Below are 24,027 nucleotides of genomic sequence, written 5' to 3'. Positions count from 1 at the left end.
ACTCGCGGGCACTCTCGCGAGGGGTCGAATGAAACAGGTATTTACGGGCATCGCTGAGCTTTACACGCCGAGGGAAAGGCTCGAGCGCGCCGCCCTCGCGGTGCAGGACGGGCGCTTTGTCTGGGTCGGGGCCGAGGCCGACCTGCCGGAGAAGTACCGCGGCTGGCCCCAGACCGCCCTGGGCGGGCGCAGTGAAGGGCCATCGGCCCCCGGCGGACGCCGGTACTTAGGCGTGGTGCCGGGCATCGTGGACGCGCACACCCACCTGGTCTACGGCGGGAACCGGCTGGGCGAGTACCTCCAGCGGGCGAGGGGCGAGAGCTACGAGGCCATCCTGGCCGCCGGGGGCGGGATCTACTCGACGGTGCGGGCCACGGCTGCGGCCTCCGAGGAGGAGCTTTACGAGCTGGCCGCCGCCCGCGCCGCCCTCTTCCTGGCCCAGGGCGTGACCAGCCTCGAGGTCAAGAGCGGCTACGGCCTCGAGCCCGAGGCCGAGCTCAAGATGTTGCGGGTGATCCGGCGGCTCGGGGAAACCCTGCCCCAGCGCGTCTTCCCCACCCTGCTCGCCCACGTGGTGCCTAAGGGCTGGGAGCGGGAAAAGTACGTGGCGATGTTCACCGCCGAGCTCATCCCCGAGGTGGCCCGTAGCGGGCTGGCCGAGGCCGTGGACGTGTTCTGCGACCAGGGGGCGTTCACCCTCGAGGAAACCCGGCGAATCCTCGAGGCCGCCCTGTCCCAGGGCCTCAAGGTCAAGGTCCACGCCGAGCAGATCGCCCACACCGGGGCCACCAAGCTCGCGGCGGAGCTCGGGGCACTGTCGGCGGACCACCTCGAGCAGTCCACCCCGGGCGACTGGCAGGCCCTGGCCAAGAGCGGCACGGTGGGCACCGTCCTGCCCGGCGCGGCGGTCATCCTGCGCAAGCCCTTCCCCGACGCGCGGGCCATGTGGGACGCGGGCGTGAGGGTCGCCATCGCCACCGACCACAACCCCGGCTCCAGCCCCCTCTACAGCCCCTGGCTGGGGATGCAGCTCACCATGAGCCTGGGCCGCCTCAGCGCCGAGGAAGCCCTGATCGCCCACACCGAGAACGCGGCGCTGGCCTTAGGAAGGAAGGATTTGGGAAGGATTGAGGTGGGGGCGCGGGCCGATTTCGTGGTAGTGGATTCAGGGAATGCGCTCGAGGCCCTCTACCGCTGGGGCCATACTCCGATCCATTCCGTTTATATTGATGGGAACCATGCTATGGCTAGGCCCTCGGCAGGGCTACCTCTCTGACTGGGTTACTCAACGCTGGGTGCAGCTCACGGGAAAACGGGTCGATCTCGAGCGTGAACCCTGGCTCGAGGGGCCCGTCGGGAAAACCACCGGCATCGGGCCGCAGTTCTTCGAGGAGCTCGCCGCCGAATCCGGCCTTCTCGTGCAACGGCAGCCGCCGAACAGCGGCCTCATCGAGGACTTCGGCCGGCTGGCCTCGGCGGAGTTCTCGCCCGAAAAGGTCAGCCCCCAAATCATCGACTTCTACGAGCACACCTCGAACTACGAGCTCGACGCCTGGGCCGAGTGGAACGGCCTGTTCCGTCCCCTCGGGCGCGCGCTGGCAGGGCTTTTCAGCCGGAGGCTCCAGCAGCTCAACGTGCCGCTGACGGGTCTGGACACGAGCCTGGGCGTCACGAGCGAGGTGGTGCGGCTGGTGGAGCCCTACACCGGGAGGGTGCGCTACACGGCCTGGGTCCGGCAACTGCGCTCGAACAACCACGTGCTCTACGCCGGCACCTACTCCGTGTGCAAAATTCCCGGGCAGGAGGGGGCCTGCGTCAAGGTGGTCTTCCCCCTGCCCAACGGGAACGCCGTCGTTGTGATGAAGCCTAAAGCCCATGACGACGGCTCGTTCTCGATCACCTCGAGCGGGAAGGGCTTCGGGGACGCCGGGTTCTACTTCACCGTACGCGACCGTGGGAGCCGTTTCTGGGTGCGCTACGTGCCCACGATGCGCGAGACCATCCGGGTCTACCCCTCCGGCGCCGACGTACGGGCCGACCACGAGTTCCGGATATGGGGCCAGGTCTTCCTACGGCTGCACTACCGGCTGCGCCCCCGGAAATCTCCTTCGACCGCTACCTCTGCCGATGGCGTCTTATCGCCCTCGAGGCCTGGAACGGCCTAGCCACGATCGACCTACCGTGAAGGTGGGTCAGCGAGAGTGCGGGTGCCACCTGGATATCGCCTCAGCCAGCAGCCGCGCCCGTGCCAGAGCACTCAGGCCACTCAGGCCGCTCGAGTCCAGGTAACGCCGAACGGCTCGAGGAGGGGCAGACTTCTGTCCTTACAGGAGTGTAGCCCGGGCTCAGGGGATGTCGCAGGCGGCAGGGGATGCCGGGCTTTCGCGCGAGAGCCTGTACAAAGCACTTTCCAGGGAGGGCAACCCCGAATTCGCCACCGTGATGAAGGTTATTAGGGCGCTGGGGCTTAAGCTGCGCCTCGAGCCGATCGGGGCCTAACGGATTGCCCATCAGTTGCGCCGCTACTGATAGATCGGGACGACATTTGGGTTGCTTCTGACCTTCAAAAAAGCCAGAATGTTGGGAACACGCAGCGGCGTCAACGGCATGGGCTTGTTGGCCCGCCCGGAGTTGCACTCAATTGATGTCGATATACAGGATTCCTTCTTGTTCGAGAGGGTATTCATTCAGGATGATGCCCTCTTTCGTAACTGCCATCGCGCCGCCGAAGTATGTGAAGTTCGTGTCCCAATTTGCCAACTGGTTAACGAGGAGGAGATTCACCCCCGCTGCTCGCGATCGTTCGACATAGTAATAACGTTCCTGGGCATACCATTGCTCCGCTGTGGAGACTTCTGAGTCGTACCCTCGTGCCATTGGCACGACTAACCAGTCGGGGTGGAGTTGTTTGACCTGCTCGAGTGCGGCATCGTTGAAGAGGTCGCCACAGAGCAGATAGGTAGTCGTGCCGATAGGCAGACGACTTGCGGAGATCTGCTCTCCCTCTGCATAGATCATGTCGTTGCATGGTCTACTGTGCCAATGGTGCCAGTGGTTGTCTATACGACGATATTTCGTTTCGATCGTCCCCTGTGGCGACAGAACAACATAAGTGTCGTACAACTTCCCAGAGTCTTGCTCAAATACACCAATGCCGACCCAGAGAGAGAACGACCGGGCGACTTGGCCGATCTGGGCAGTGATTTGACCTGGCACCGTGTATCCGAGTGTTCTATCGTAGAGCGGATCACCGGTATTGATGAAGCCTGTAATTGCGGCTTCGGAAAAGAAAATAGCTGTCGCGCCACTCTGAGCGGCTTGTACTGAAAAGTCGTAAATCTTCTGGATGTTCTTATCGACATGCGGCGTAACACCGGGAATAGCAAGAGCGACACGCATATCCAAACCCCTTAGATAGTATGCTTCTCAACTCACACGTGCGTACTACACATTAGATCGCTTTCACGGCAAGTGCCCCCACACCGCCAGCACCTCAGCCAGAAGCCGTGCCCCTACCAGAGAACTCAGCCCGCTCGAGTCCAACCCCGGCGTAAGCTCCACGAAGTCGAAGCCCACGAGTTCGTTTTGCGCGATGGTCTGCCGCACCACCTGCATGGCCTCACCGTAGGTCAGGCCCTCGACCTCGGGGCTGCTGGTGCCGGGCAGGATGGAAGGGTCGAGCACGTCGGCGTCGAAGCTGAGGTAGATCTTTTTGCCCTGGGGAAGCTGGGCCAGGACCTCGCTGAGGTTCTGCCGCACCTTGGTTGCCGGGATGAGCGTATGGCCGCGCTCTTTGGCGGCCCGGTAGGCCTCGGGGTTGGTGCGCAGGCCCCGCAGGCCGATCACGGTGATGTGCCTCAGGCCGGGTACGTCCTCGACGGCGCGGCGGAAGGGAGAAGAGTTGGCGTAGCGCGTGGCGTTGCGGAGGTCGGAAAAGTCGAGGTGGGCGTCGAGCTGGACGACGTAGAGCTCCTCGAGGTCGTCGTAGGCTCGCAGCACGGGGTAGGTGACCGAGTGGTCGCCGCCTACGAACACGGGCAGCCGGACGCGCTTCCTGAGTTCGCGGGCGGTCTCGGTGATGCGGCGGAAGGACTCGGCGTACTCGAGCTGGGCCGGGTCCACGTCGCCCGCGTCCACCAGGCTCACGTCCTGCAGGCGGTAGGTCTCGGTCTCGAGGTCGAAGTAGCCCTCGGGTCCGGGGGCGTAGCGGCCGCTGGCCTCGCGCAGGGCGTTCGGCGCGAAGCGGGCGCCGGGGCGGTAGCCCACGGCGAAGTCGTAGGGCAGGCCCAAAAAGCCCACGTCGGCGGTCCAGGGCTCGCTCAGGGGGCGGTGGGGGGCTTTGAGGAAGGTGGCGGGGCCGGTGAAGGCGAGCTCGAGGTGGCGCATGCCCCGATTTTAGGCTCCGGCTGGGCTCATGGAGGCGCGCTACCATGGAACCAGGAGGAAGTATGGCGCGAACGGCGGCAGTCACACCGGCCTGGAGCCTGGCCGGGGCGGGGGCGGTAGGGGCCTTCGTGGCGGTGCTCTCCGACCTGATCGGGCAGCGCACCAACTCCACGGTGTTCCAGGCCGCGCAGGTGCTGGGGAGCTTGGGGCTGGCCTTCGTGAGCCCGCTGCTGGCGGCCGGGCTTTTCGTCGTGCTGGGGGCGCTGCTGGCGCTGATCCTCGAGGCCAACTCCACCAAGACCGCCTTCTACATCGGCACCGCCATCCTCGCCACCATCATGAACCTGGTGCCCCGGCAGGCCCCCCCGCCCCTGCCGACGGACCCCAGCAACGTGGGCTTGGGCGGCCTGCAGGCCACCCTGCCCGTGCCGGGGCAGCGCTCGAGCCTGGCCCCCGGCACCCAGGCTCAGGCCCTGAGAGGCACCGCCGAGGTGCGCGTCCGGCTCAGCTTCGAGGCCGCCCCGCCCCAGAGCCTCACGGTCACGCTCGAGACCCCCCAGGGCCAGCCCCTGCACCGCTCGGTGATCCTGCCGCGGAGCTTCACCTTTTACCACGACCCCGGCCGATACGTGCTCGAGTTCGCCGCCGAGGGCTACAGCCTCACCCGCTGCCTGCTCGAGCTCAGCCCTGACCGGCGCTACGCCGTCGAGTTAAGGCTCCGCACCAGCCGGGTTCCCCTCTTCGCCCAACAGCTCGTGCAGATGACCTTCCGGCCTGAGCTGTGCCCGGTGCGGTTGATAGCTGATAGCCGATAGCCGGGCGCTGGGCGCGGTCGTACGTCCTGCGCCCTGCGTCGTACGTCCTGCGTCGTACGCCAAACGCAGTACGCAAGACGCAAAACGCCAGACGTCTTGGCCCCCGGCCCTGGACCCTCGACGCCGGCGGGGAGGGGTAAACCACAGGCCACGCGCTGACGGCTGAGCGCTTTTCCCTCACCTCCCCTCCATCCCCAGCCGCAGCAACGCCTGGTTGATCAGGCTGAAGGCGTCGCGGCGAAGGTGGAAGGTGTAGATCTCGGGGATGGTGTCGCTGAGGAAGACGTAGACGTAGCGGCAGCCGTCGGGGGCCTCGAGGTAGCCGGTGAAGCCCAGTACCCCCGCTGTGTTGCCCGACTTGCCGCCGTAGTAGCTGTAGCGCACGCGCAGGTGGCGCCAGCCGTAGCCCTTGGCCATCACCTCGCGGAAGTGCGCGTCGGTCTCGGGCGAGAGGCCGTTGTGGGTGAAGGCCGCCCACAGGAAGCGGGCCCACTCCACGGGCGTGGAGGCGTTCTGGAGGTTGCGGTCGATCTGGGCCATCTGTTCCCAGGTGTAGCCCCCGGCGTAGAAGGTCTTGAAGGCCCGGTACAGGCGGTCGGGATGGAGGGTCTGGGCGATGGCGTCGAGGCGCTGTGCGATCTGCAGGCGTTCTTCCGGCGGGGCCTGGGCGAAGCGGCGGCTCGAGCTCAGCAGGTTGTAGCGGGGGAAGTCGGGGCCGCCGAGGCCGCTCTCCGCCGTCCACCAGGTCTTGGTGGGCAGCAGGAGGCGCGTCTTGCAGAGCTTGAGCTCGTCGGCCAGGGGTTGCAGGCTGCCCAGCCCCACGCGGCGGTGGAGGATGTCGGTGGCGGTGTTGTCGGAGTGCTCGATCATGCGATAGCCCAGGCCCAGGACCGGCGTGTTGTCGTAGGGGTAGCCGCCGAGCGACTGGTTAGCCCGCGTGACGACGAAGCGCTCCTCCATGTCGAGGCTGCCCCGGTCGGCCTGGCGCAGCACCTCGAGCCACACCGCCGTCTTGTAGTTCGAGGCCAGCGGGAACACGTCCTCCGGGGCGATCTGCACCACCTTTGAGGGCCGGAACTCGCTCTCCCCCGGCTCGAAACGGGCCACGTAGAGCCCCACCCGCCCGCGGATGGCCGGGGGCACCGCTGGCGGCGCTACCTCTTCGGCTTCGGGCAGCTCGAGGCAGGGGCTCTCGACCGGAAGGGGCTGCTCGAGCACCTCCGCCGCCTGCGGCAGGCCAGGCCGAGCCCTGCTCCCCGAATTGCTCCACAGCACCCAAGCCCCGACCAGCGCCGACAAAACCAACAGTGTCCAGACCGATCCCCGCACGTTCGGCCTAACTCTACGGCCTTTTGGCGCTTCTTAGCTGAGAGAGGGGAGCTAGTGGCTAGTGGCCTGTGGCTTCCGGCTTGTCGAGGGCCTAGGGTCAAGGGGTGAGGGCCAAAGCGTCTTGCGTTTTGCGTCTTGCGTCTTGCGTATTGCGTACGACGTAGGACGTACGACCCGCGTTCAGCGTTCGGCTATCGGCTATCGGCTATGGGCTATCCACCATCGACCTCCCTCAACGCCGCCTCGAGCTCCCCCCTCCCCACCGGCACGATCTCCCCGAAGCGCAGATACACCAGCCGCACCTCAGGGTCTACCTTCCAGGCCTGGCGGATGGCCTCGCGGTAGACGGCGAGCTGGAAGTGGTAGCGGCTGGGCTCGATCTCGCGGTCGGTCTTGTAGTCCTCGAGGAACCAGCGCTCGCCCACCCGGTAAAGCCGGTCGATGACGCCCTGCCACACGGTGTCGCCCAGCGGCAGGGCCATGGGGAACTCGGGGTAGTCCTCGTCGCGGGGCCAGGGGAGGCCGTCGCCGAGCAGGGCCTCGTAGCGCCCCAGCAGCTCGCCCACCTCCCGCATGATGGCCCCGCGCTCGTCGGGGTCGAAGGGGAACATCACCTCCTGGGCCTCGAGGTTGCGGTAGTGGTCGGGGTTGGAGAAGCGCCAGTTCTGGCCGATGGCGTAGTGGACCAGCGTACCCACGGCGCGGGCGCGGCCGGGGATCTCCTCGCCCTCCTCGAGGTCGGGCAGGGGGAGCGGGGCGGCCTCCTCCTTCTTGAGCGCGGAGGGGGAGTAGAGCGGGGGGTAGGGGTTGGGGTGGAAGCGGGCCTCGAGCCACTCGGGGATCTCGGGCGGGGCCGCAACGGGCCGGGGGCGCACCTCGGCTACGGGGCGGTAGCGCCAGGTCTGGTGGAAGTAGTCGGGGCGCTGGTAGGCGGGGGCGTCGGGGCCGAAGCCGACCTCGACCAAGGCCTGGGCCCAGCCGGTGGGCTTGCCCTCCTTGACGCTGCCGGTCATTACCAGCACGTCGCGGGCGCGGCTGGCGGCGACGTAGAGCAGGCGGTAGCTCTCCTCCTCCTCGCGGGCTTTGACCTGCTCGCGGAAAGCCTCGAAGCAGGGGGTGTCGGGCAGGGCCACCCGCCCGCCCTCGCCCAGGTAGAGCGGCTGGGCGCGGTGGCTGTTCATGCGCCCGAGGTCGAAGACCGCCACCAGGGGCCACTCGAGCCCCTTGGCCGCGTGGACGGTGAGGAGCTGGATGCCCTCCCCGCTCTGGGGCACGTCGCCGGCCTCAGCCTGGCGCGAGAGCATCTGCAGGCGCTCCAGGAGCACCTCGAGGTCGCGCGGCGGGCGGCGGGCCACCTCGAAGAGCAGGGCGTCGACGTTCTCGCGGGCGCGGGAGTCGAGGAAGTCGAGGTAGGACTTCCCCCCGATGAAGGGCTCGCGCACCAGGAACTTGAGCGCTTCGAGCGGGGCCGACTGGCGCACCCGGCGGCGCACCCGCTCCAGCCGTTCCCACACCTCGGGGTAGGCGAGCTCGAGGGTGGAGAGCGGCGCCTCGGAGGTGAGGACGCGCTCGAGGTCGGCCAGGCCCATCTGCCCGAAGGGGCTGCGCAGCCAGGCCGCCAGCGAGAGCGTGGAAAGAGCCGTTCCCTTCGGGACGCCGTGCGCCAGCAGGTCGAACCCGACGCGCAGCGCGTGGTAGAGGTCGCGGATCTCCTGCCGCTCGTAGTAGCCGCGCCCTTGCAGCAGCACGTAGTCGAGGCCCTCGCGCTGCAGGGCCTCCTCGAGGAAGGGGAAGCTGGCGCGGGAGCGCGCCAGCACGGCCATCTGCGAGAGGGGCACCCGGCTCGACAGCGCCCGCAGCCGCTCGGCGAGCACCTGGGCCTCGAAGCGGCGCAGCTCGTCCATGGGCACGTCGCCCTCGACCCAGTGCAGCTCGAGCTTGCCCACCTCGCCCCGCACCCCCGCCACGCTGGGAGCCTCCTCCGGGCCGAAGCCCAGCCCGCGCTTGGCGAGCTCGGCGGTGAGGCGGTTGAGGAAGCGCACCAGCACGCTGGCGTGGCGGTAGGTGGTGGAGAGGGGCTCGAGCTCGAGGCCTTCGCGCCGGGCCCGGCGGAACACCTCCACGTCGGCGTCGCGGAAGGCGTAGATGGACTGCTTGGGGTCGCCCACCACCTCCATCGGCATCCCCGCGTCGCGCAGCACGCTGAAGAACTCGCCCTGCAAGGGGTTCACGTCCTGGAACTCATCCACGAGCATCACCTGGTAGCGCCCCAGCAGCCGCTCCACCGCCCGCCGGTTGCCCACCATCCCGATGGCCCGCCGCTCGATCTCCGAGGGCGAGAGCAGGTTGAACCCCAGCCGCTTCTCGTAGGCCGCGAACACCGCCTGGTACACCCTCACCAGCCGCTCGTTGGCCTCGCCGGGGGCGGGCTCGAAGGCGCCCGCCAGCGAGCGCTTGTCGAAGAGGAAGAGCAGGGCCTCGCCGAGGTCGGGGGTCGCCAGGCCGTGCAGGGGGTGCTCGGGGTCGGCGGCGAGGTAGAGCAGCGACTGCCACTCCTCCTCGAAGATAGCCTTGGCTTCCCAGTCGCCCATCAGGCTGAAGTCGGGGTCGAGGCCCAGCAGGGGCGCGGAGAGCCGCAGGGCCTGGGCCATGAAGCCGTGGATGGTGGTGAGGGTGGCCCCGCCGAGCTCGAGCCGGGCCTCCTCGAAGCGCGCGCGGCCCGCGGGGTCGGCCACGAAGCCGAGGTGCTGCCCCTGGGCCAGCACGTCCTCGACGGCCCGCCCCACCCGCACCCGCAGCTCGTCGGCGGCCTTGCGGGTAAAGGTGACGCCCGCGATGCGGCGCAAGGGCGTGCCCGAGGCGATGAGCTCGAGGTAGCGCAGCACCAGGCTGGCGGTCTTGCCAGTCCCGGCGGAGGCCACGCGAACCCTCATGCCCATTTCCGCCCGAATCTTACCCGTTCAGGGCCAGGTATAAACAGCGTTATAATTCCGGTGTGAAGCGCACCCTGCTGAGCCTGGGCAACAGCACCGCCGTGACCCTGCCGCCCGACCTGCTCGAGCGCCTAGGGCTCCATTCCGGCGACACCGTGGAGGTCGAGGCCACCGAGGATGGCATCCTGATCCGCCCGGCCAGGGCCCTCGACCCCGAGTTCGAGCGGGCCCTGCGGGCGGTGGTTGGGCGGTACGGCAACACCCTGCGCCGGCTGGCCGCCTACGACCGTGGGGACGAATGAGGCCCACCCGCTGGCTGAGCGTGGCCGAGGTCATGCTCCTGCACGACCTGGCGTTGGAGATGCACGGAGGCGAGCCGGGGTGTCTGGACCCTGGGCGGCTGGAGTCCGCCGTCCTGCAAGCCCAGGCCGAGTTCGGGGGACAGTTGCTGCACCCCACGCTCCACGAGCAGGCGGCAGCCTACCTCTTCCACATCGCCACCGGTCATACCTTCGTCGACGGGAACAAGCGCACCGGGCTGCTGGCCGCCCTGACCTTCCTCGAGCTCAACGGCTCCCCCTGCACCCTGAGCGAGGACGCCGCCTACGAGTTGGCGCTCGCCGTGGGCCGGGGTGAGCTGGACAAGGCCCAGACCGCCGCACGGCTCAGGAACCTCGAGGGCTGAGGGGCGCGATGCGCTAAACTACGCACACTAGAGGCTGTGGCGATGGAATACGTGAACCTCAACGGACAGTTGGTGCGCGACGCCGACGCGAAAATCCACATCAGCGACCTGGGGCTGCGGCGGGGCTACGGGGCCTTCGAGTTCTTCCGGGTGCTGCGCGGCGTCCCGGTGTTCATCGAGGACCACCTCGACCGCTTCGAGAACTCCAGCCGCGCCATCGACCTCGAGGTGCCCTACTCCAGGGCCGAGCTCGAGGGCTTCGTGCGCGAGCTGATCCGCGCCAACAACCTCCAGAGCGCGGGGATCCAGCTCGTGCTCACGGGCGGCTACTCCGAGGACATCTTCACCCCCGGCCACCCCAACCTGATCATCGCCCCCATCGCCCTGCGCGAGTACCCGCCCGCCCTCTACCAGCAGGGCGTGAAGGTCATCACCCACCGCCACGAGCGCGAGATCCCCGAGGCCAAGACCACCGCCTACCTCACCGCCGTCAAGCTGGGGCCGCGCATGAAGGCCGAGGGCGCTGCCGAGGTGATCTATCACGACGGGAAGTGGGTCACCGAAGGGGCGCGCTCGAGCCTGGGTTTCGTCAAGGACGGCGTGCTCGTCACCGCCAAGGACGGCGTGCTCCCCGGCATCACCCGCATCCACGCCCTTCGCCTGGCCGAACAGCTCATGCCCGTCGAGCACCGGGCCTTCACCCTCGACGAGCTCTACGCCGCCGACGAGGTGTTCATCACGAGCTCGACCCGCGGCGTCATGCCCGTGACCCGTATCGACGACCGCCTAGTGGGCAACGGGCAGGTAGGGCCGAAGGTAAGCGCGCTGGTGAAGGCCTTCCAGGCGCACGTGGAGGAGTACGTAGCGCGGCATGCGGCGGTTGATAGTCGATGGTCGATAGCCAATAGCCAATAGCTGATAGCCAAACGCAAAACGCAAAACGCCCCTTCTTCACCCCCCTTAACAAGGGGGGCTGGGGGGATACCCCCTCCCCGCCCGCGGGGAGGGCCGGGGTGGGGTAACCACGAGCCACAAGCTGACCGCTGACGGCTTATACCGGATTCAAAAAGATAATCATCCGATCCAAAGAGCCCCGGAGGCTATCTTTTTGAATCCTAGAGCACACCCCTCCCTGACGGCCGGCGAAGAAAGCGTCTCCCTTCGGCCGGGTTGGTCCGTCACCGTTCGGTGACGGACCAACCGAATCTGGTATTACCGCTTCTCACCCTACCTTCCCCTCCCGGCACACGTCCCTCACCTGGCACTCGCGGCAGATGAAGCCGGGGTTGGGCTTGACCTCGCCGCGCTGGTAGCGCTCGAGCGTGGCCCGCACCTTCTCGTTGCGCCATTGGATGGGGCCGGTGATCTGGGAGATGGGCTTGTCGTAGACGGGGAGCGGGGAGCCCAGGACGGGCCAGACCCACAGGCGCACGCTCTTGACCTGGCGGGGGTTGTGCTTGAGCAGGTAGCCTGCCAGCCACAGCTCGCCCCAGCGGCCGCGCAGGAAGGCGGTGGGGTCGTCGGTGTCGGGGGGGGCGAAGGTGTAGAAGTTGTACTCGCCGCCCCGGTTGAGCGCGCCGTCCACGCGGGCCTGGGGTGTGGCGTTCTCCGGCCAGGCGAAGCCCAGGTTGAGCGCGAAGAGCAGCTCCTGGTGGGCCCGCAGCCAGCCCTCGGCCTCGGGGAAGCGCTGGGCGAGGGCCTCGAGCCGGGCCTCGTTGAGGCGCTTGAGGGCGCGGAGCTCGCGCACCAGGGCGCGCCAGCCGCTCACCTCCTCGCGCGGGCCGCCCGCCACACGCTCGACCCAGAACTTGAAGCCGCACTCGTCGTAGCGGCGCAGGTCCTCGACGGTGGCCGGGCCCAGCCGCACCGGGCCGTCGGGGGGGCGGTAGAGGCCGTCGCCGGGCACCTCGAGGCGGCTGGCGGTGGGGAGGTCGGGGATGCGGGGAAGGCGGCGGGGGTCGGGGATGAGGACGGGCTCGGGCTCGAGGGGGCCGCTCTGGTCGGCCTCGGGGTAGGTGATGGTCACGCAGGGGGCGCGGGTGGCGAGCTCGCGCAGGATCAGGGGGTCGCGGCCCAGGAAGCGGCGGGGCAGGCCGGCGCGGGCGTAGAGCGCCTCCAGCGCCAGCCGCTCCTCCTCGGGGATGAAGTAGTCCTCGCGCTCGCCCGCGCCGTAGGCCCCCTCGACGGCGTAGGTCAGGTAGAGCTTGGAAAAGCGCACCCCGGAGGCCAGGGTCGGGGTGAGCAGGGGGACGCCGCCCGGCGGGCGCACGGGCTCGTAAGTCTCGGTGAGCAGCGCGGCCCACCAGCGGCGGAAGTCGGGGCCGTAGGCGATGCGCCCCGCCTCCTTGGCCCGCTCGAGCAGAAGGTCGCGGCGCGGCCCGGCCCGCACCTCTGGGATGGAGTCCATGAGGGTGCGGGCCCAGGCCTCGGGGTCGCCCGCGGGCTCCAGGCGCTCGAGCCAGGCCGAGAGCTGGGCCTGCAGGCCCATCTGCTGGGCCAGGCGCTGGACGGGGGCCAGCCCGGCCAGCCCGGCGTCGAGGGCGGCGCGGCCCAGGGGGGCGAGGTCGGGGATGGCGAGCAGGCGGGTGGGGGTGGGGTAGTCGGGGAGCTCGAGCAGGTCGAGCAGCAGGCGGCCTTCGGGGGTGTCGGCGGCGGTGCGGGGGGTGTAGTCCACCAGGGGCACGCCGTACTCGTCGGCCAGGGTCATCAGAGCGGGCAGGCGGGACTCGGGCGCGACCACCGCCACCTCGGTAGGGCGCATCCCCTGGGCCAGGTCGCGCTTGAGCGAGCGCAGCACCCAGCGGGCCTCGGCGACCGGGTTGGGGGCGCGGAAGACCTCGGTGCGGCAGGCCCCCGCCGCCGGGGGGAGCACCTCGAGGGGGGCGTGACCGGGCGGGGCCTCCGGCAGCGCGGCCCACACCTCCACGACCTGCCCCAAGCCCTTCAGGAAGCGCAGCACCAAAGGCAGCAGCTCGCGAAAGCCGTCGACGATCACCACGTCGGCGGGCGGCTCGAAGCGGGCGGCCTCCACGAGCTGCACCGCCGCGTCGCGGAAGTCGTCGTAGTCCCAGCGGCCCCAACTGGCCTTGAGCTCCTCGTAGCGCCCGAAGACGCGCTTGAAGCGCTGGCTCTCGAGGTCGAGGGCCGGAAGGTGGTCGGGGCGCACGCCGTAGCGCTTGGCCTCGGCCACGGCGCGGGCGAACAGGCGGGCCTCGCCGGGGTTGGGCAGGCCCTGGGCCTCGCTGCGCAGGGCCTCCCCCACCAGCGCGACGCGGGCCGGGCCGGTGAGGATGGGGCGCAGGCCGTAGCTGGCGGCCAGCAGGCGGTAGTAGGCCTGCTGGAAGGAGAGCACCTCGAGCCCCAGCACCGCCCCCGCCCCGGCCATCCTCCGGTAGACGTAAGACCGCTGGTGGGGCAGGCACAGCCACCACACGCGCTTGCGGGCCCCGAGCGCCTCCGCGGCGCGCTCCTGGAGCAGCCCGGTTCGCCCCGAGGCCGGTGGACCGACGATCAAACGCACACCGACAGTCTACCCAGCCGGGTATGCTGTCGGGGGTACCGCGCTATGGGTCTGCGAATCGTCCAAGTTGACGCCTTCACCAACCGGCCGTTCTCCGGCAATCCCGCCGCCGTGTGCATCCTCGAGGCCCCGCGGCCCGCCGCCTGGATGCAGGCGGTCGCGCGCGAGATGAACCTCTCGGAGACGGCATTTTTGAACCCCGAGCCCAGCGGCTACCGCCTGCGCTGGTTCACCCCCGAGGCCGAGATCGCCCTTTGCGGGCACGCGACATTGGCGAGCGCCCACGTGCTGTGGGAGGAGGGCCACAGCCGCAGCCCCATGCTCGAGTTCCACACCCTCAGCGGCCTGCTCACCGCCGTGCGGGCCGGGAACTGGATCGAGATGAACTTCCCCGTCGAGCCGGTGATGCCCGTCGAGTTCTCCCCCGCCCTGCTCGAGGCCATCGGCGCCAAGCCGGTGTTCACCGGCAAGACCCCGGTGCGCTTCCTCGCCGAGCTCGAGTCGGCCGACGCCGTGCGCAAGCTCCGCCCCAACCTCAGCCTCCTCGCGCAGGTCGCCCCGGGCCGCCTCATCGTCACCGCGCGCTCCGACGACCCCCGCTACGACTTCATCTCCCGCTACTTCGCCCCCGGCATCGGCATCCCCGAAGACCCGGTCACGGGCTCGGCCCACTGCGCCCTGCCGGTCTACTGGGCCTCCAAGCTGGGCAAGAAGGAGTTCATGGCCTACCAGGCCTCGGCCCGCGGCGGCGAGTTGCGCGTGACGCTGGCCGATAACCGGGTGTTCATCCAGGGGCAGGCGGTTACGGTGATGAGGGCGGAGTTGGTGGATTAGGGCGATAGTCGATGGTCGATAGCTGATAGCCCATAGCCGATAGCCGAACGCCAAACGCAAGATGCCCTTTCCTTACCCCCCTTAGCAAGGGGGGCTGGGGGGATACCCCCTCCCCATCGCCGGGGAGGGAAGGGGAGGGGTTCCTTTCACTGCTAGCCACAGGCCACGAGCCTCCCGACACCCGATGCCCCTACGGGTTCGCCTGCGTCTCATCCCGCGGCCAGCGGTAGGGCGAGCGGCGGTAGTCGGCGAGCCAGCGGGGTTCGGGGAGGGGCTCGAGGCGGCGGTCGAGGCGGAGGAAGCCCACCACGCGGCCGTCGACCAGGAGGAAGCAGCGGTAGGCCTGGGCCTCGGGGACGATCCAGTTGGCCAGTTGCAGGCGCTGGCCGATCTGCTCCATGCGCTTGCGTCCCTGGTTGAGCAGGCGCAGGGCGGTGGCGGCGGGGCGCTCGATGGGCTGGGCGAGGTCCTCGAGGCCCACGGGGATCAGGGCCAGGCGGTTGTCGAGGGTCAGGCGGGAGAGGGGCTGCAGGGTGCCCGGCGCTCCGCCGCCCAGCAGCACCCGGATCAGCCAGCCCTGGGGGCGGGCGGTGCCGACGGGCTCGAAGTACAGCCCCACCGGGCGCATCCGGGTAAAGACCTCCTGGCATCGGGCGAGCACCTCGGCGTCGGAGTACTGGGCCAGCGCCGGGGCGAGCAGGAGCAGCAGGAACACGAGGCGTTTCATGACACGGACCTTCACTTCACCCAGGAGATGCCCCCCAGGCACATCTCGTCGAAGGTGCCCTCGCCCCAGGTGATGTAGCGGGGCTCGAGCGGCTTCCCGTCGGGGCCGAGGATGGCCTCGGCGTTGTCGTAAACGCAGCTTATGCGCACCCGGTCGCCCTGCTTGAGGGCAATGGGCCGTTCGAACCAGTACTCGCCCTGCCACTGGAAGTCCCAGCGGGGGATGTCGAGCAGGATCTTCTCGGCGGGGGTGCCGGGGTTGAGGGTGATGCGGAAGGCGGTGCCGCGCAGGTGCATGTGGGCCAGCACGCCCAGCGCGGTGCCGTCCTCGCGCACGGGGAAGTCGCAGTGGGTGGCCTGGCGGCTGCCGTCGCCGAGCGGGCGGCGCAGGTAGTCCTCGACCGAGGTGCCGCACAGCCAGTGGATGCCCTCGGCCACCCGCTTGAGCTCGCTGCGCTCGAGCGCGTAGCCGCGCTCGCAGGCCGGGCCCGAAACACCGGGCGGGCAGCGCACCTCGACGGGCGCGGCCAGGGTCATGCGCCGGACGGGCTTGGGGCGGCTGGTGGGGTCGGCCAGGAAGAGCTCGAGGCGCGTCTGGTCGGGGCGGGCCGGGGCGCTGAGGTTGTAGTGCACCTGCATGACCACCCTCGAGCCCGCCTTGAGCTCCTTGCCGGTCCCGGCGGGGTAGTCGGTGCCCTGGGTGCCGGGCACCCAAAAGCCCAGCGCGTTGCCGAGGGTCCCGGTGTCGGCCCCCACGCCGGGCCCGCCGAAGCACGGCCAGCCGGGCCGCCCGTCCCGGCCGTCCTGGGCCCTGGCCCGCTGCGCCGCCTCGGGGCCGACGACGAAGAGGATGACGTGGTGCACGAGCTGGCTCTGCCCCGGCCGCACCCGGTAGCCCTGCACGAAGGTGTCGCGGGGGAACTCGGTGTCGAGGAGGAAGCAGCGGTAGTCGTCGTAGAGCCTGGCGTCCGGGGTATAGGCCTTGGTCATCGCGGCGGTGAGGTCGGGGGTGCGGGCAGGGGGTTTCCCCGCGGCGGGGGCAGCGTTCTCGCCCTCCCCCAGCGGGGCCCCGGCCTTGGCCCAGCTCACCAGCGTCTCGACGGCCTGCGGGCTCAGGCGGCGCTCGCCGTGCATCCGGGGCGAGGCCTCGCCGGGCGGCCAGGGCGGCATGCGGCCCTCCGCCACCGCCGAGGCGATGGCCGGGGCCATCTTCACGGCCCACTCGGCGTCGTCGAGCGGGAAGGGCGCGATGCCCCCCTCGGTGTGGCACCCCGTGCAGTTGGCGCCGAGGATCGCGCTCACGGCGCCGCGGTAGGTGGGCGAGCCGTCGGCGGCGCCCAGGAGGCCCCCGAGGCAGAGGAGCAGGCCTGCCAGCATCCAGCGGTACGGCTTCACGACGGACCTCCGGGGCGTTGCAATTCACCAGCGGGCCGGACCGCGCTCGGCAGGACGGCGAGGGCGAGGGATCTCACGCCCTAAGGCTACGTGACCCGGCTTAACTGTGCCTTAAGGCCCAGGCCGGCCGGAGCGGGGTCACGCCGGGAGCCAGATCCCCACCCGCGCGCCGCCTCCGGGACGGTTGCGCGCCGTCACACGGCCGCCGTGGACGCGGGCCACCGCCTCCACCAGGGCCAGCCCCAGCCCGGTCCCGCTGCCGTCGCCCTTGACGAAGGGCTCGAAGGCCCGGGGTAACAGGGCCTCGGGGAAGCCGGGGCCGTGGTCGTCGAGGTAGAGCCAGACCCCGCCGCCCTCGGCCTCGAGCCGGGCCTCCAGCGGCAGCCCCCCGTGCTTCTCGGCGTTCTGGCGCAGGTTGTCGAGGGCGAGCTCGAGCAGGGCCGGCTCGGCGGTGACGGTAGCCTCCCCCTCGACCCGCATCCCGTAGCGCTCGCGCAGGAAGGCCGCGAGGTCGAGGGGCTCGGCCTGGGCCTGGCCGCGGCCCTCGAGGCGGGCCAGGGTCAGCAGCCCGCCCAGCAGGGCCTCCATGCGCCGGGCCTCGCGCGTGGCCCCCTCCAGGGCGCGGGGCTCGCCGGGGCGGCGTTGCAGGACCTCGAGGTAGCCCTTGAGCGCGGCCAGGGGGTTGCGCAGCTCGTGCGAGGCCCCGTAGGCGAAGCGCTTGGCGGCCTGCTCCTGCTCCCTCAGGCGCTCGAAAGCCTGGGAGAGGGCTTCCATCAGGCGGTTGAGCGACTCCACCGCCGGGCGCAGTTCGGGCAGGGGCGGCGTGGGGAGGGGCTCGAGGAACTCCGGGCCGCGCAGGGAGAGCTCCCGCGCCAGCGAGCGCACCGGGCGCAAGGAGCGGGAGAGCCCCACCGCGCCCACCAGCCACGCCAGCAGCAGCAGCACCAGCCCCACGCTCAGGTAGAGCCGGAAGAAGCGGGCGGGCAGCTCGGCCACCTCCTCCAGCGGCACCGCCACCCCGAAGCCCCCCTGCTCGCTCGGCTGCGCCACCCAAAGCCGGCCCTCGATGAGCCGGCGGAAGGTGCGGCCCTCGCGCAGCGCCTCGTAGACCCCCTCGGGCAGGCGGTTGTCGCCCTGGTCGGTCCAGACGGGGCGGGTGCCGCCGGAGGCCAGCAGGAAGCCCACCCCGCCGAAGTCGTTGGTGACCTGGCTGAGCGACTGCGGGCTGACGTTGAGCGTGGCCGCCAGGAAGCCCAGCCGCGCCAGCAGGGCCCGCTCGAGCGCCGAGCGGGCGGTGGCCTGGGCCTCGCGCACAGTGAGCACCCACAGCGGCACCAGCAGCACCGCCAGGGCCAGCAGCAGCCACACCAAAAGCCTCGTGCGCAGGCTCAGAGGGCTCATCGGCGCAGGATGTACCCGTGCCCCCGCAGGGTGTGCAGCAGGGGCGGCTCGCCCAGCGCCCGCCGCAGGGCCGAGAGGTGCACCTCGAGCGTGTTGGGCTCGACCTCCTCCCCCCACACCCGCTGCATCAGGCTCTCCTTGGGCAGGAGCCGCTCGGGGTGCTCGAGGAAGGTCTTGAGCAGCAGGAAAGCCTTGGGGGAGAGCTCGAGCACGCGCTCCCCCCGCCGGGCCTCCATGCGGCCGGGGAAGAGCGCCACGTCGGCGTAGCACAGCATCTCCTGGTCGCGGGAGGCGCGGCGCAGGAGGGCCTCGAGCCGGGCGACGAGCTCGGAGAGCGCGTAAGGCTTCACCAGGTAGTCGTCGGCCCCGCCGCGCAGGCCCTTCACGCGGTACTCCACCTCGTCGAGCGCGGTGAGCATCAGCACCGGCACCGTGCTGTGCTGCCGGATCTCCTTGAGCACCCCGAAGCCGTCCCCGCCCGGCAGCAGCACGTCGAGCACCACCACCTCCGGCTCCTGGCCCAGCTTCCGCAACCCCTCAGCCCCGCTCCCCGCCTCGAGCACCTCATACCCCTCGAGCTCGAGCCCCATCCGCAACGCGTCCCGCACGCCGGGGTCATCCTCGATCAGGAGCACTTTGGGCATACTGCCGCCATTGTGGCACGCCTCACCTGAAGTGAGGCTGAAATTTGGCCCGTGGCCAGTGGCTAGCGGCTCGTCGAGGGTCGAGGGTCGAGGGCCAAGGCGTCTTGCGTTTTGCGTTTGGCGTTTGGCGTCTGGCGTACGGCGTAGGACGTACGACGCACGCCCCGCGCCCGGCGTCCGGCTATCGGCTATCAGCCATCGACTATCGACCCCAGTTGAACATCTATAGCGCCACACCCTCACGTAGTGTTGAATAGAGGGCGTGGAGCCAGACAGCGACCTGATACGGCAGGTGGCTCAGGGAGACGAAACCGCCCTCGAGGAGCTTTACCGGCGCTACGGGGGCAAGGTGTACGCCCTGCTGCTGCACGTGCTGGGCGGGCGCGAGGAGGCGGAAGAGGTTTTGCAGGACAGTTTCGTACAGCTTTACAAGGAGGCGCGGCGCTACGACCCGCAGCGCGGGGGCGTGAGCACCTTCTTGTTCACCATCGCGCGCAACCTGGCGCTCTCGAGGCTGCGCGCGCGCCGGGCGCGGCCGCAGAAGGTCCTCGACCACGACCTGCACGACCCCGAGCAGGAGCTGGGGCTGTGGCACGAGCACGACCCCACCGACCGCGTGCTGGTGCAGAGGGCGCTGGCCCAGTTGGCGCCGGAGGACCGCAGGCTGCTCGAGGAGTCGTTCTACTGGGGCTACAGCCACAGCGAGCTCGCCGAGCGCCACGCGATGCCGCTGGGGACCGTCAAGACCCGGGTGCGCCGGGCCCTGCTGCGCCTGCGCGAGTTCCTGGAGGGCCGGGTGCGGGAGGGGGGCGAGTGATGGAGGCGCGCGACCTGCTCCCCGACTACCTGCTGGGCCAGCTCGAGCCCGAGGAGGCGCGGCGGCTCGAGGAACAGCTCGAGCGCTCGCCCGAGCTGCGGGCCGAGCTCGAGGCCCTGCGCGCCGCCCTGTTCCGCCTGCCCGATCAGCTCGCCCCCGTGACCCCGCCCCCCCGGGCCTGGCAGGGCATCCAGGCGCGCACCCGGCGGGGCAGGGGCGTGCCCTGGCCCTGGGTGACCGGGATCGCGGCCGGTCTGGCGCTGGTCTTCGCCAGCTTCGGCCTCTACGAGTGGCAGGCCCTACGCGCCCTGCGTGCCGAGCAGGCCAAGGTGGCGCACTGGCTCTCCGAGCCCGAGGGCAAGTGGCGCGCCATCAAGAACGCCCGGGGCGAGGGCGTCGGCACCATGATCTGGCTCGAGGACGGCGGCTGCCTCATCGTCATGAAGGACCCCGCCCCCGAGGGCAAGGTCTACCAGGCCTGGGGCCGCAAGGGCGATAAGCCCGTCTCGCTGGGCGTGTTCCGGGGCCGGGTCTACGAGACCCGCTTCGAGGGCTTCGAGCGCATGGGCGTGAGCCTCGAGCCCCCCGGCGGCAGCGCGCAGCCTACCGAGCCGCTGGGGAGTGTTTCGGTGTCGTGAGGGGTCGATGGTCGATAGTCGATAGCTGATAGTCGATAGCTAAACGCAAAACGCAAGACGCCTTGTTCCCCCCTTAGCAAGGGGGGCCAGGGGGATAAACCCTCCCCGCCTCCCTATCTCGGCTCTGCCTCCACGCTGACGAAGACCTTGAGCTCCTCCTGGCCTCCGCCGCGGCGGAGGCCCTTGAGGGGTGGGCAGTCGTCGTAGTCGCGGCCGTGGGCGGTTTTGACGTACAGCTCGGTGACGGCGTCGCCGTTGGTGGGGTCGTAGCCGACCCAGCCTGAGCCGGGCACGAAGGCCTCGACCCAGGCGTGGTTGCCTTCGGCGCCCACGCCGGTGGCGAGATAGCCCGAGACGTAGCGGGCGGGGATGCCGTGGCTGCGGCACAGGGCCAGCATCGCCTGGGCGTAGTCCTGGCAGACGCCCCGGCGCCCCTCCACGAAGCGCCGCAGCGGCGTGTCCACCCGCGTGGCCCCCGTGTCGTAGGTGAACGAGCGGAAGAGGTGGCGGGCGACCTCGAGCAAGTAGCCGTGCAGGCTCTCGGCCGCGTGGGGCTTGCGGAAGCCGAGCATCTGGCCCCAGTCGAGGTGCAGCGGCACGCGGGCGGTGGGGGCCAGGAACTCGAAGAAGCGCTCGCGCAGGGGCTCGAGCTGCCCCACCGGCACCGGGAGGGGGGTGGGGCTGGGGAAGGTGAGCACCCGGGCGAAGACCTCGACCCTGAGGCTCTTGTGCGGCGTGGTCGCGTGGAAGTCGTGCACGCGGTTGTGGAAGTAGTCCTGGCGGCCGCGCACGGCGGTGAGGGGCTCGACGAAGAGGCGGTGCTCGAGCAGGCACTGGCGGTGATCATCGACCGGGGTCATCCACAGCTCGTTGAAGGAGTCCTGGACCTCCTCGAGGTAGCGGTACTCGGTGGTGTGGCGGACGCGCAGGCGCACCGGGTTCAGGTTACCCCACCCCGGGCCTTCGATTGGCTAAACTGAGCGGGTGTCCGCACGGGTGCAAAAAAAATCCGCCGGAGTGGCGATCCGGCGGTCAAGGGAGGTGAGGGGGTTGTGGCGTGACCCTCACGCCAAAAAGTTTGAAGTAAGCGCCTGAGAAAGCCCTGAGCCTTAGCTGAGTGAAAGCTGAGTACCTATGTCCCCCTGGAACACCACCTACCGACGCCGCGTCCTGATGCGCCACTACCGCTTCGCCCGCGAGCGGCTGGTGCCCCACTTCCTCGACGCCCTGAGCGCCTACGCCAAGGGGCTCGCCGCCCTGCGGGTCCCCCACGCCGCCGAGGCGGTGAAGGCCCTCCAGCTCCTGCGCCCCCTCCCCCTCCCCGCCTTCAGCGGCCTCGTCGAGGACGTGTTCTTCGCCATCGACCTCCAGCTCAACGAGACCGCCGGGGCCGAGGTGGCCGGAGCCCTGCGGCGGGGCCTCTCGCGCAACGACCTCGACCTCACCGTCTTCCGCGCCTACGCCCGCGACCAGGCCCTGGCCGTGATGGGCGACCTGCTGCGCCTGCGCCAGAGGGTGCTGGTGCTGGCCGAGGCCCACCGCGACACCTTGATGACCGCCTACACCCACCACCAGCCCGCGCAGCCGAGCTCGCTGGGCCACTACCTGGCGGCCTTCGAGAACCTGCTCAGCCGCGACTTCCGCCGCCTGCGGGCCGCCCTCGACACCACCGACCGCTCCCCGCTGGGCGCGAGCTCGCTGGCGGGCAGCCCCTACCCCGTCGACCGCGAGGCCCTGGCCCGCTGGCTGGGCTTCGGCGGGGTGGTCGAGCACACCTACGACGCCATCGCGGCGGGCGACTGGGCCCTCGAGCTCGCCCAGGCCCTCGCCGGGCTGGGCGCAAGCCTCTCGCGCCTCATCCGCGACCTGCTGGCCTGGGCTGAGACCGGGGCCTTCCGGGTGGGCGAGCGCGTGGCGCAGGGCTCGTCGATCATGCCGCAGAAGCACAACCCGGTCATCCTCGAGCACGCCCGGGTCTACATCGCCGAGCTCATCAGCGGAGCCAGCCTCATGACCCAGCTCAACCACTCCACCGCCTTCGGCGACCTCAACGACCACTCCACAGGGGTGCTCGAGCCCCTCGACCGCCTTTGCGAGATGGCCGAGGGGGCGCTCGAGCTCATGCGCGTGGCCCTGGAGGAGAGCGAATTCCGGCCCGAGAGCCTGCTGAAGGGCCTCGAGGACCGCGCGGTGCTGGCCTCCGAGCTCGTCGACGTGCTGGTGGCCGGGGGCTACTTGCCCCTGGGCGAGGCCTACCGCCGGGTGAAGAACCTGCTGGGCGCGCTCGCCGCCGAGGGCCGCACCCTGGCCCAGGCCACCCCCCCCGACCTGCAAACCCACCTGGGCTACGACACCCCCGAGCTCCAGGCGGCGCTCGAGCCCCGCCGCTTCCTCGAGCGCCGCCGGGTGATGGGCGGGGTGGCCCCCCAGGCGCAGGACCAGCACCTCCGCCTCGCCCGCCGCCGGCTGGCCCAGGACCGCCAGGAGACCCAGGCCGTGCGCAACCGGGTGCGGCTGGCCCGGCAGTTGCTGGCGGAGGTGGAGTGAAGGCGGGACGCCGATAGCTGAACGCCGGACGCGCGTCTTACGTCGTACGTCCTACGTCGTACGCAAAACGCCAAACGCAAGACGTTTTGTCACCCCCCTTAGCAAGGGGGGCTGGGGGGGATAAACCCTCCCCGCCGGCGGGGAGAGGGGCAACCACGGGCCACAGGCCTCCCGCTGATCGCTGACGGCTGACCGCTGACCACTGACGGCTGAGGGCTTATCGCTTCACGACCACCGGCTCGGCAGGGCCACCCGGCTGTGACGCAGCATCGCCGTGGACTCGCGCACAACGAGGCTGGTGCCGAACAGCGGGGGTTCGTAGGGCTGGCCCTCGAGCATCAGCAAGGCGGCGCGGGCGGCTTCGCGGCCGAGCTCGAGGGTCGGCTGGCGGACGGTGGTGAGGGGCGGGGTCATGTAGCTCGAGCCCGGCAGGTCGTCGAAGCCCACCAGCGAGACGTCCTCGGGGACGCGGATGCCCCGGCGGTACAGCGCCAGGCGCGCGCCGTAGGCCATCTGGTCGTTGGCGGCGAAGATCGCGGTGAAAGGTACGCGCCGCGCGAGCAGGCTCTCCACGGCGAGCATCCCGGAGGGCTCCACGTAGTCGCCCTCGATCACCCGCTCGGGCTCGAAGGGGATCCCCGCCTCCTCCAGGGCCTTGCGGTAGCCCTCGAGGCGGCTCTTGGCGTCGAGGTGGAAGGCGGGGCCGGCGATGTGCACGATATGGGTGTGGCCGAGCTCGACGAGGTGGCGGGTCCCCAGGTAGGCCCCCTGCAGGTTGTCCACCAGCAGCGTGTTGTGCTCTAAGCCCCGGATCCGGCGGCCGAACAGCACCAGCGGCATCTTGCGGGCCAGGCCCAGGAGGTACTCCTCGGACACCAGGCCGTCGAGCACGATCAGGGCGTCGATCTGGCGGGCGCTGAGCACCCGCAGTGCCTCCCTCTCCTGCTCGGCCCGCCAGTGCCCGGTGGAGAACACCGGGTGGTAGAGCGTGCCGTCGAGCCCCTGCTCGATGCCCTTGATCATCTCGCCGTAGAAGGGGCTGGCGATCTCCTGCACCATCACGCCGACGGTCAGGGACTTGCCCTGGGCCAGGCCCTTGGCCATGAGGTTGGGCTGGTAACCCAGCCGCTCGATGGCCTCGAGCACCGCCTTGAGCTTGCCCGGGCGCACCCGGGCGGTCCCGTTGATGACCCGCGAAACCGTACTGGGCGAAACCCCCGCCGCACGGGCCACGTCTTCGAGGGTGTAACTGGTGCGCGCCATAACCTCAGGGATTGGTTCCACCCCTCGATCATTGTAAGCGCCCACGCCGCACTCGAGGGCCTTCCTCCCGCCCGCGCTTCGTTCGCACGACCAC

Annotated in this window: 21 protein-coding genes and 1 pseudogene; 11 read left to right on the top strand and 11 right to left on the bottom strand. The window is 70.1% G+C overall.

Annotated features, from left to right (window positions below):
* The first annotated feature begins 28 nt into the window (after positions 1-28).
* The 3 genes and pseudogenes from hutI to MEICH_RS24375 form a co-directional block, all read left to right on the top strand.
* Positions 29-1,276 carry an imidazolonepropionase gene (gene hutI / locus MEICH_RS0109255; RefSeq protein WP_027892379.1) on the top strand — a complete coding sequence of 416 codons (1,248 nt, stop codon included), beginning with the start codon at positions 29-31 and terminating at the stop codon, positions 1,274-1,276.
* Positions 1,239-2,165: a hypothetical protein gene (locus tag MEICH_RS0109250; protein ID WP_027892378.1), complete on the top strand. Its 927-nt coding sequence runs from the start codon at positions 1,239-1,241 to the stop codon at positions 2,163-2,165. The genes hutI and MEICH_RS0109250 overlap by 38 nt, the downstream gene beginning before the upstream one ends.
* Positions 2,166-2,343: 178 nt before the next feature.
* Positions 2,344-2,499: pseudogene (locus MEICH_RS24375) on the top strand (addiction module antidote protein); the annotation flags it as partial.
* Positions 2,500-2,637: 138 nt separating this feature from the next.
* Here the strand turns inward: MEICH_RS24375 and MEICH_RS27950 are convergent.
* Together MEICH_RS27950 and MEICH_RS0109235 are read right to left on the bottom strand one after the other, a co-directional pair.
* Entirely contained in the window at positions 2,638-3,399 is a 762-nt protein-coding gene (locus MEICH_RS27950) for a carbon-nitrogen hydrolase family protein (protein ID WP_084542254.1), read from the bottom strand.
* Between the two features lie 63 nt (positions 3,400-3,462).
* Positions 3,463-4,386: an arginase family protein gene (locus tag MEICH_RS0109235; protein ID WP_027892376.1), complete on the bottom strand. Its 924-nt coding sequence runs from the start codon at positions 4,384-4,386 to the stop codon at positions 3,463-3,465.
* Positions 4,387-4,448: 62 nt separating this feature from the next.
* On the opposite strand from MEICH_RS0109235, the gene MEICH_RS28545 reads away from it, so the two are divergent.
* Positions 4,449-5,201 (top strand): hypothetical protein, encoded by a 753-nt coding sequence (locus MEICH_RS28545; RefSeq protein WP_157202689.1) that lies wholly within the window; start codon positions 4,449-4,451, stop codon positions 5,199-5,201.
* A gap of 177 nt (positions 5,202-5,378) precedes the next feature.
* Here the strand turns inward: MEICH_RS28545 and MEICH_RS24370 are convergent, their stop codons facing one another.
* Together MEICH_RS24370 and MEICH_RS0109220 are read right to left on the bottom strand one after the other, a co-directional pair.
* Complete coding sequence (locus MEICH_RS24370; protein WP_084542251.1) at positions 5,379-6,530, bottom strand: serine hydrolase; 1,152 nt, start codon at positions 6,528-6,530, stop codon at positions 5,379-5,381.
* A 212-nt stretch (positions 6,531-6,742) separates the two neighbouring features.
* Entirely contained in the window at positions 6,743-9,463 is a 2,721-nt protein-coding gene (locus tag MEICH_RS0109220; RefSeq protein ID WP_027892374.1) for a UvrD-helicase domain-containing protein, read from the bottom strand.
* Positions 9,464-9,525: 62 nt separating this feature from the next.
* On the opposite strand from MEICH_RS0109220, the gene MEICH_RS0109215 reads away from it, so the two are divergent.
* The 3 genes from MEICH_RS0109215 to MEICH_RS0109205 are packed head-to-tail and all read left to right on the top strand — an operon-like array spanning position 9,526 to position 11,063.
* Positions 9,526-9,765 (top strand): AbrB/MazE/SpoVT family DNA-binding domain-containing protein, encoded by a 240-nt coding sequence (locus MEICH_RS0109215; RefSeq protein WP_027892373.1) that lies wholly within the window; start codon positions 9,526-9,528, stop codon positions 9,763-9,765.
* Positions 9,762-10,148 carry a type II toxin-antitoxin system death-on-curing family toxin gene (locus MEICH_RS0109210; protein WP_027892372.1) on the top strand — a complete coding sequence of 129 codons (387 nt, stop codon included), beginning with the start codon at positions 9,762-9,764 and terminating at the stop codon, positions 10,146-10,148. Before MEICH_RS0109215 ends, MEICH_RS0109210 begins: the two co-directional genes overlap by 4 nt.
* Positions 10,149-10,190: 42 nt before the next feature.
* A complete protein-coding gene (locus MEICH_RS0109205; RefSeq protein WP_027892371.1) occupies positions 10,191-11,063 on the top strand; it encodes an aminotransferase class IV in 873 nt (290 codons plus the stop codon).
* Positions 11,064-11,370: 307 nt separating this feature from the next.
* Here MEICH_RS0109205 and MEICH_RS0109200 read toward each other — a convergent pair whose 3' ends face one another.
* Positions 11,371-13,668, bottom strand: coding sequence for a PD-(D/E)XK nuclease family protein (locus MEICH_RS0109200; RefSeq protein WP_027892370.1), 2,298 nt, complete (start codon positions 13,666-13,668; stop codon positions 11,371-11,373).
* A gap of 45 nt (positions 13,669-13,713) precedes the next feature.
* Here MEICH_RS0109200 and MEICH_RS0109195 point away from each other — a divergent pair, with 45 nt between their 5' ends.
* Positions 13,714-14,502, top strand: a complete 789-nt coding sequence (locus MEICH_RS0109195) for a PhzF family phenazine biosynthesis protein (protein ID WP_027892369.1) — start codon at positions 13,714-13,716, stop codon at positions 14,500-14,502.
* A gap of 190 nt (positions 14,503-14,692) precedes the next feature.
* Here MEICH_RS0109195 and MEICH_RS0109190 read toward each other — a convergent pair whose 3' ends face one another.
* From MEICH_RS0109190 to MEICH_RS0109175, 4 genes are all read right to left on the bottom strand, one after another.
* Entirely contained in the window at positions 14,693-15,229 is a 537-nt protein-coding gene (locus MEICH_RS0109190; RefSeq protein WP_051304067.1) for a hypothetical protein, read from the bottom strand.
* Between the two features lie 11 nt (positions 15,230-15,240).
* Positions 15,241-16,623, bottom strand: coding sequence for a monooxygenase (locus MEICH_RS0109185; RefSeq protein WP_027892367.1), 1,383 nt, complete (start codon positions 16,621-16,623; stop codon positions 15,241-15,243).
* A 138-nt stretch (positions 16,624-16,761) separates the two neighbouring features.
* Positions 16,762-18,024 (bottom strand): sensor histidine kinase, encoded by a 1,263-nt coding sequence (locus MEICH_RS0109180; RefSeq protein WP_027892366.1) that lies wholly within the window; start codon positions 18,022-18,024, stop codon positions 16,762-16,764.
* Positions 18,021-18,668: a response regulator transcription factor gene (locus tag MEICH_RS0109175; protein WP_027892365.1), complete on the bottom strand. Its 648-nt coding sequence runs from the start codon at positions 18,666-18,668 to the stop codon at positions 18,021-18,023. The genes MEICH_RS0109180 and MEICH_RS0109175 overlap by 4 nt, the downstream gene beginning before the upstream one ends.
* Before the next feature lie 262 nt (positions 18,669-18,930).
* Here MEICH_RS0109175 and MEICH_RS0109170 point away from each other — a divergent pair, with 262 nt between their 5' ends.
* A complete protein-coding gene (locus MEICH_RS0109170; protein WP_027892364.1) occupies positions 18,931-19,485 on the top strand; it encodes an RNA polymerase sigma factor in 555 nt (184 codons plus the stop codon).
* Positions 19,485-20,123 carry an anti-sigma factor gene (locus MEICH_RS0109165; RefSeq protein WP_174422432.1) on the top strand — a complete coding sequence of 213 codons (639 nt, stop codon included), beginning with the start codon at positions 19,485-19,487 and terminating at the stop codon, positions 20,121-20,123. The genes MEICH_RS0109170 and MEICH_RS0109165 overlap by 1 nt, the downstream gene beginning before the upstream one ends.
* Positions 20,124-20,236: 113 nt before the next feature.
* Here MEICH_RS0109165 and MEICH_RS0109160 read toward each other — a convergent pair whose 3' ends face one another.
* Positions 20,237-21,058, bottom strand: coding sequence for a transglutaminase family protein (locus MEICH_RS0109160; protein WP_027892362.1), 822 nt, complete (start codon positions 21,056-21,058; stop codon positions 20,237-20,239).
* Between the two features lie 199 nt (positions 21,059-21,257).
* Between MEICH_RS0109160 and MEICH_RS0109155 the strand changes: the two genes are divergently transcribed.
* Entirely contained in the window at positions 21,258-22,670 is a 1,413-nt protein-coding gene (locus MEICH_RS0109155; RefSeq protein ID WP_027892361.1) for a lyase family protein, read from the top strand.
* Between the two features lie 225 nt (positions 22,671-22,895).
* Here the strand turns inward: MEICH_RS0109155 and MEICH_RS0109150 are convergent, their stop codons facing one another.
* Entirely contained in the window at positions 22,896-23,933 is a 1,038-nt protein-coding gene (locus tag MEICH_RS0109150) for a LacI family DNA-binding transcriptional regulator (protein WP_027892360.1), read from the bottom strand.
* Between the last annotated feature and the right edge of the window lie 94 nt (positions 23,934-24,027).

Source organism: Calidithermus chliarophilus DSM 9957, assembly GCF_000430045.1.
GTDB lineage: Bacteria > Deinococcota > Deinococci > Deinococcales > Thermaceae > Calidithermus > Calidithermus chliarophilus.
This window is presented reverse-complemented; position numbering and strand designations above follow the sequence as displayed.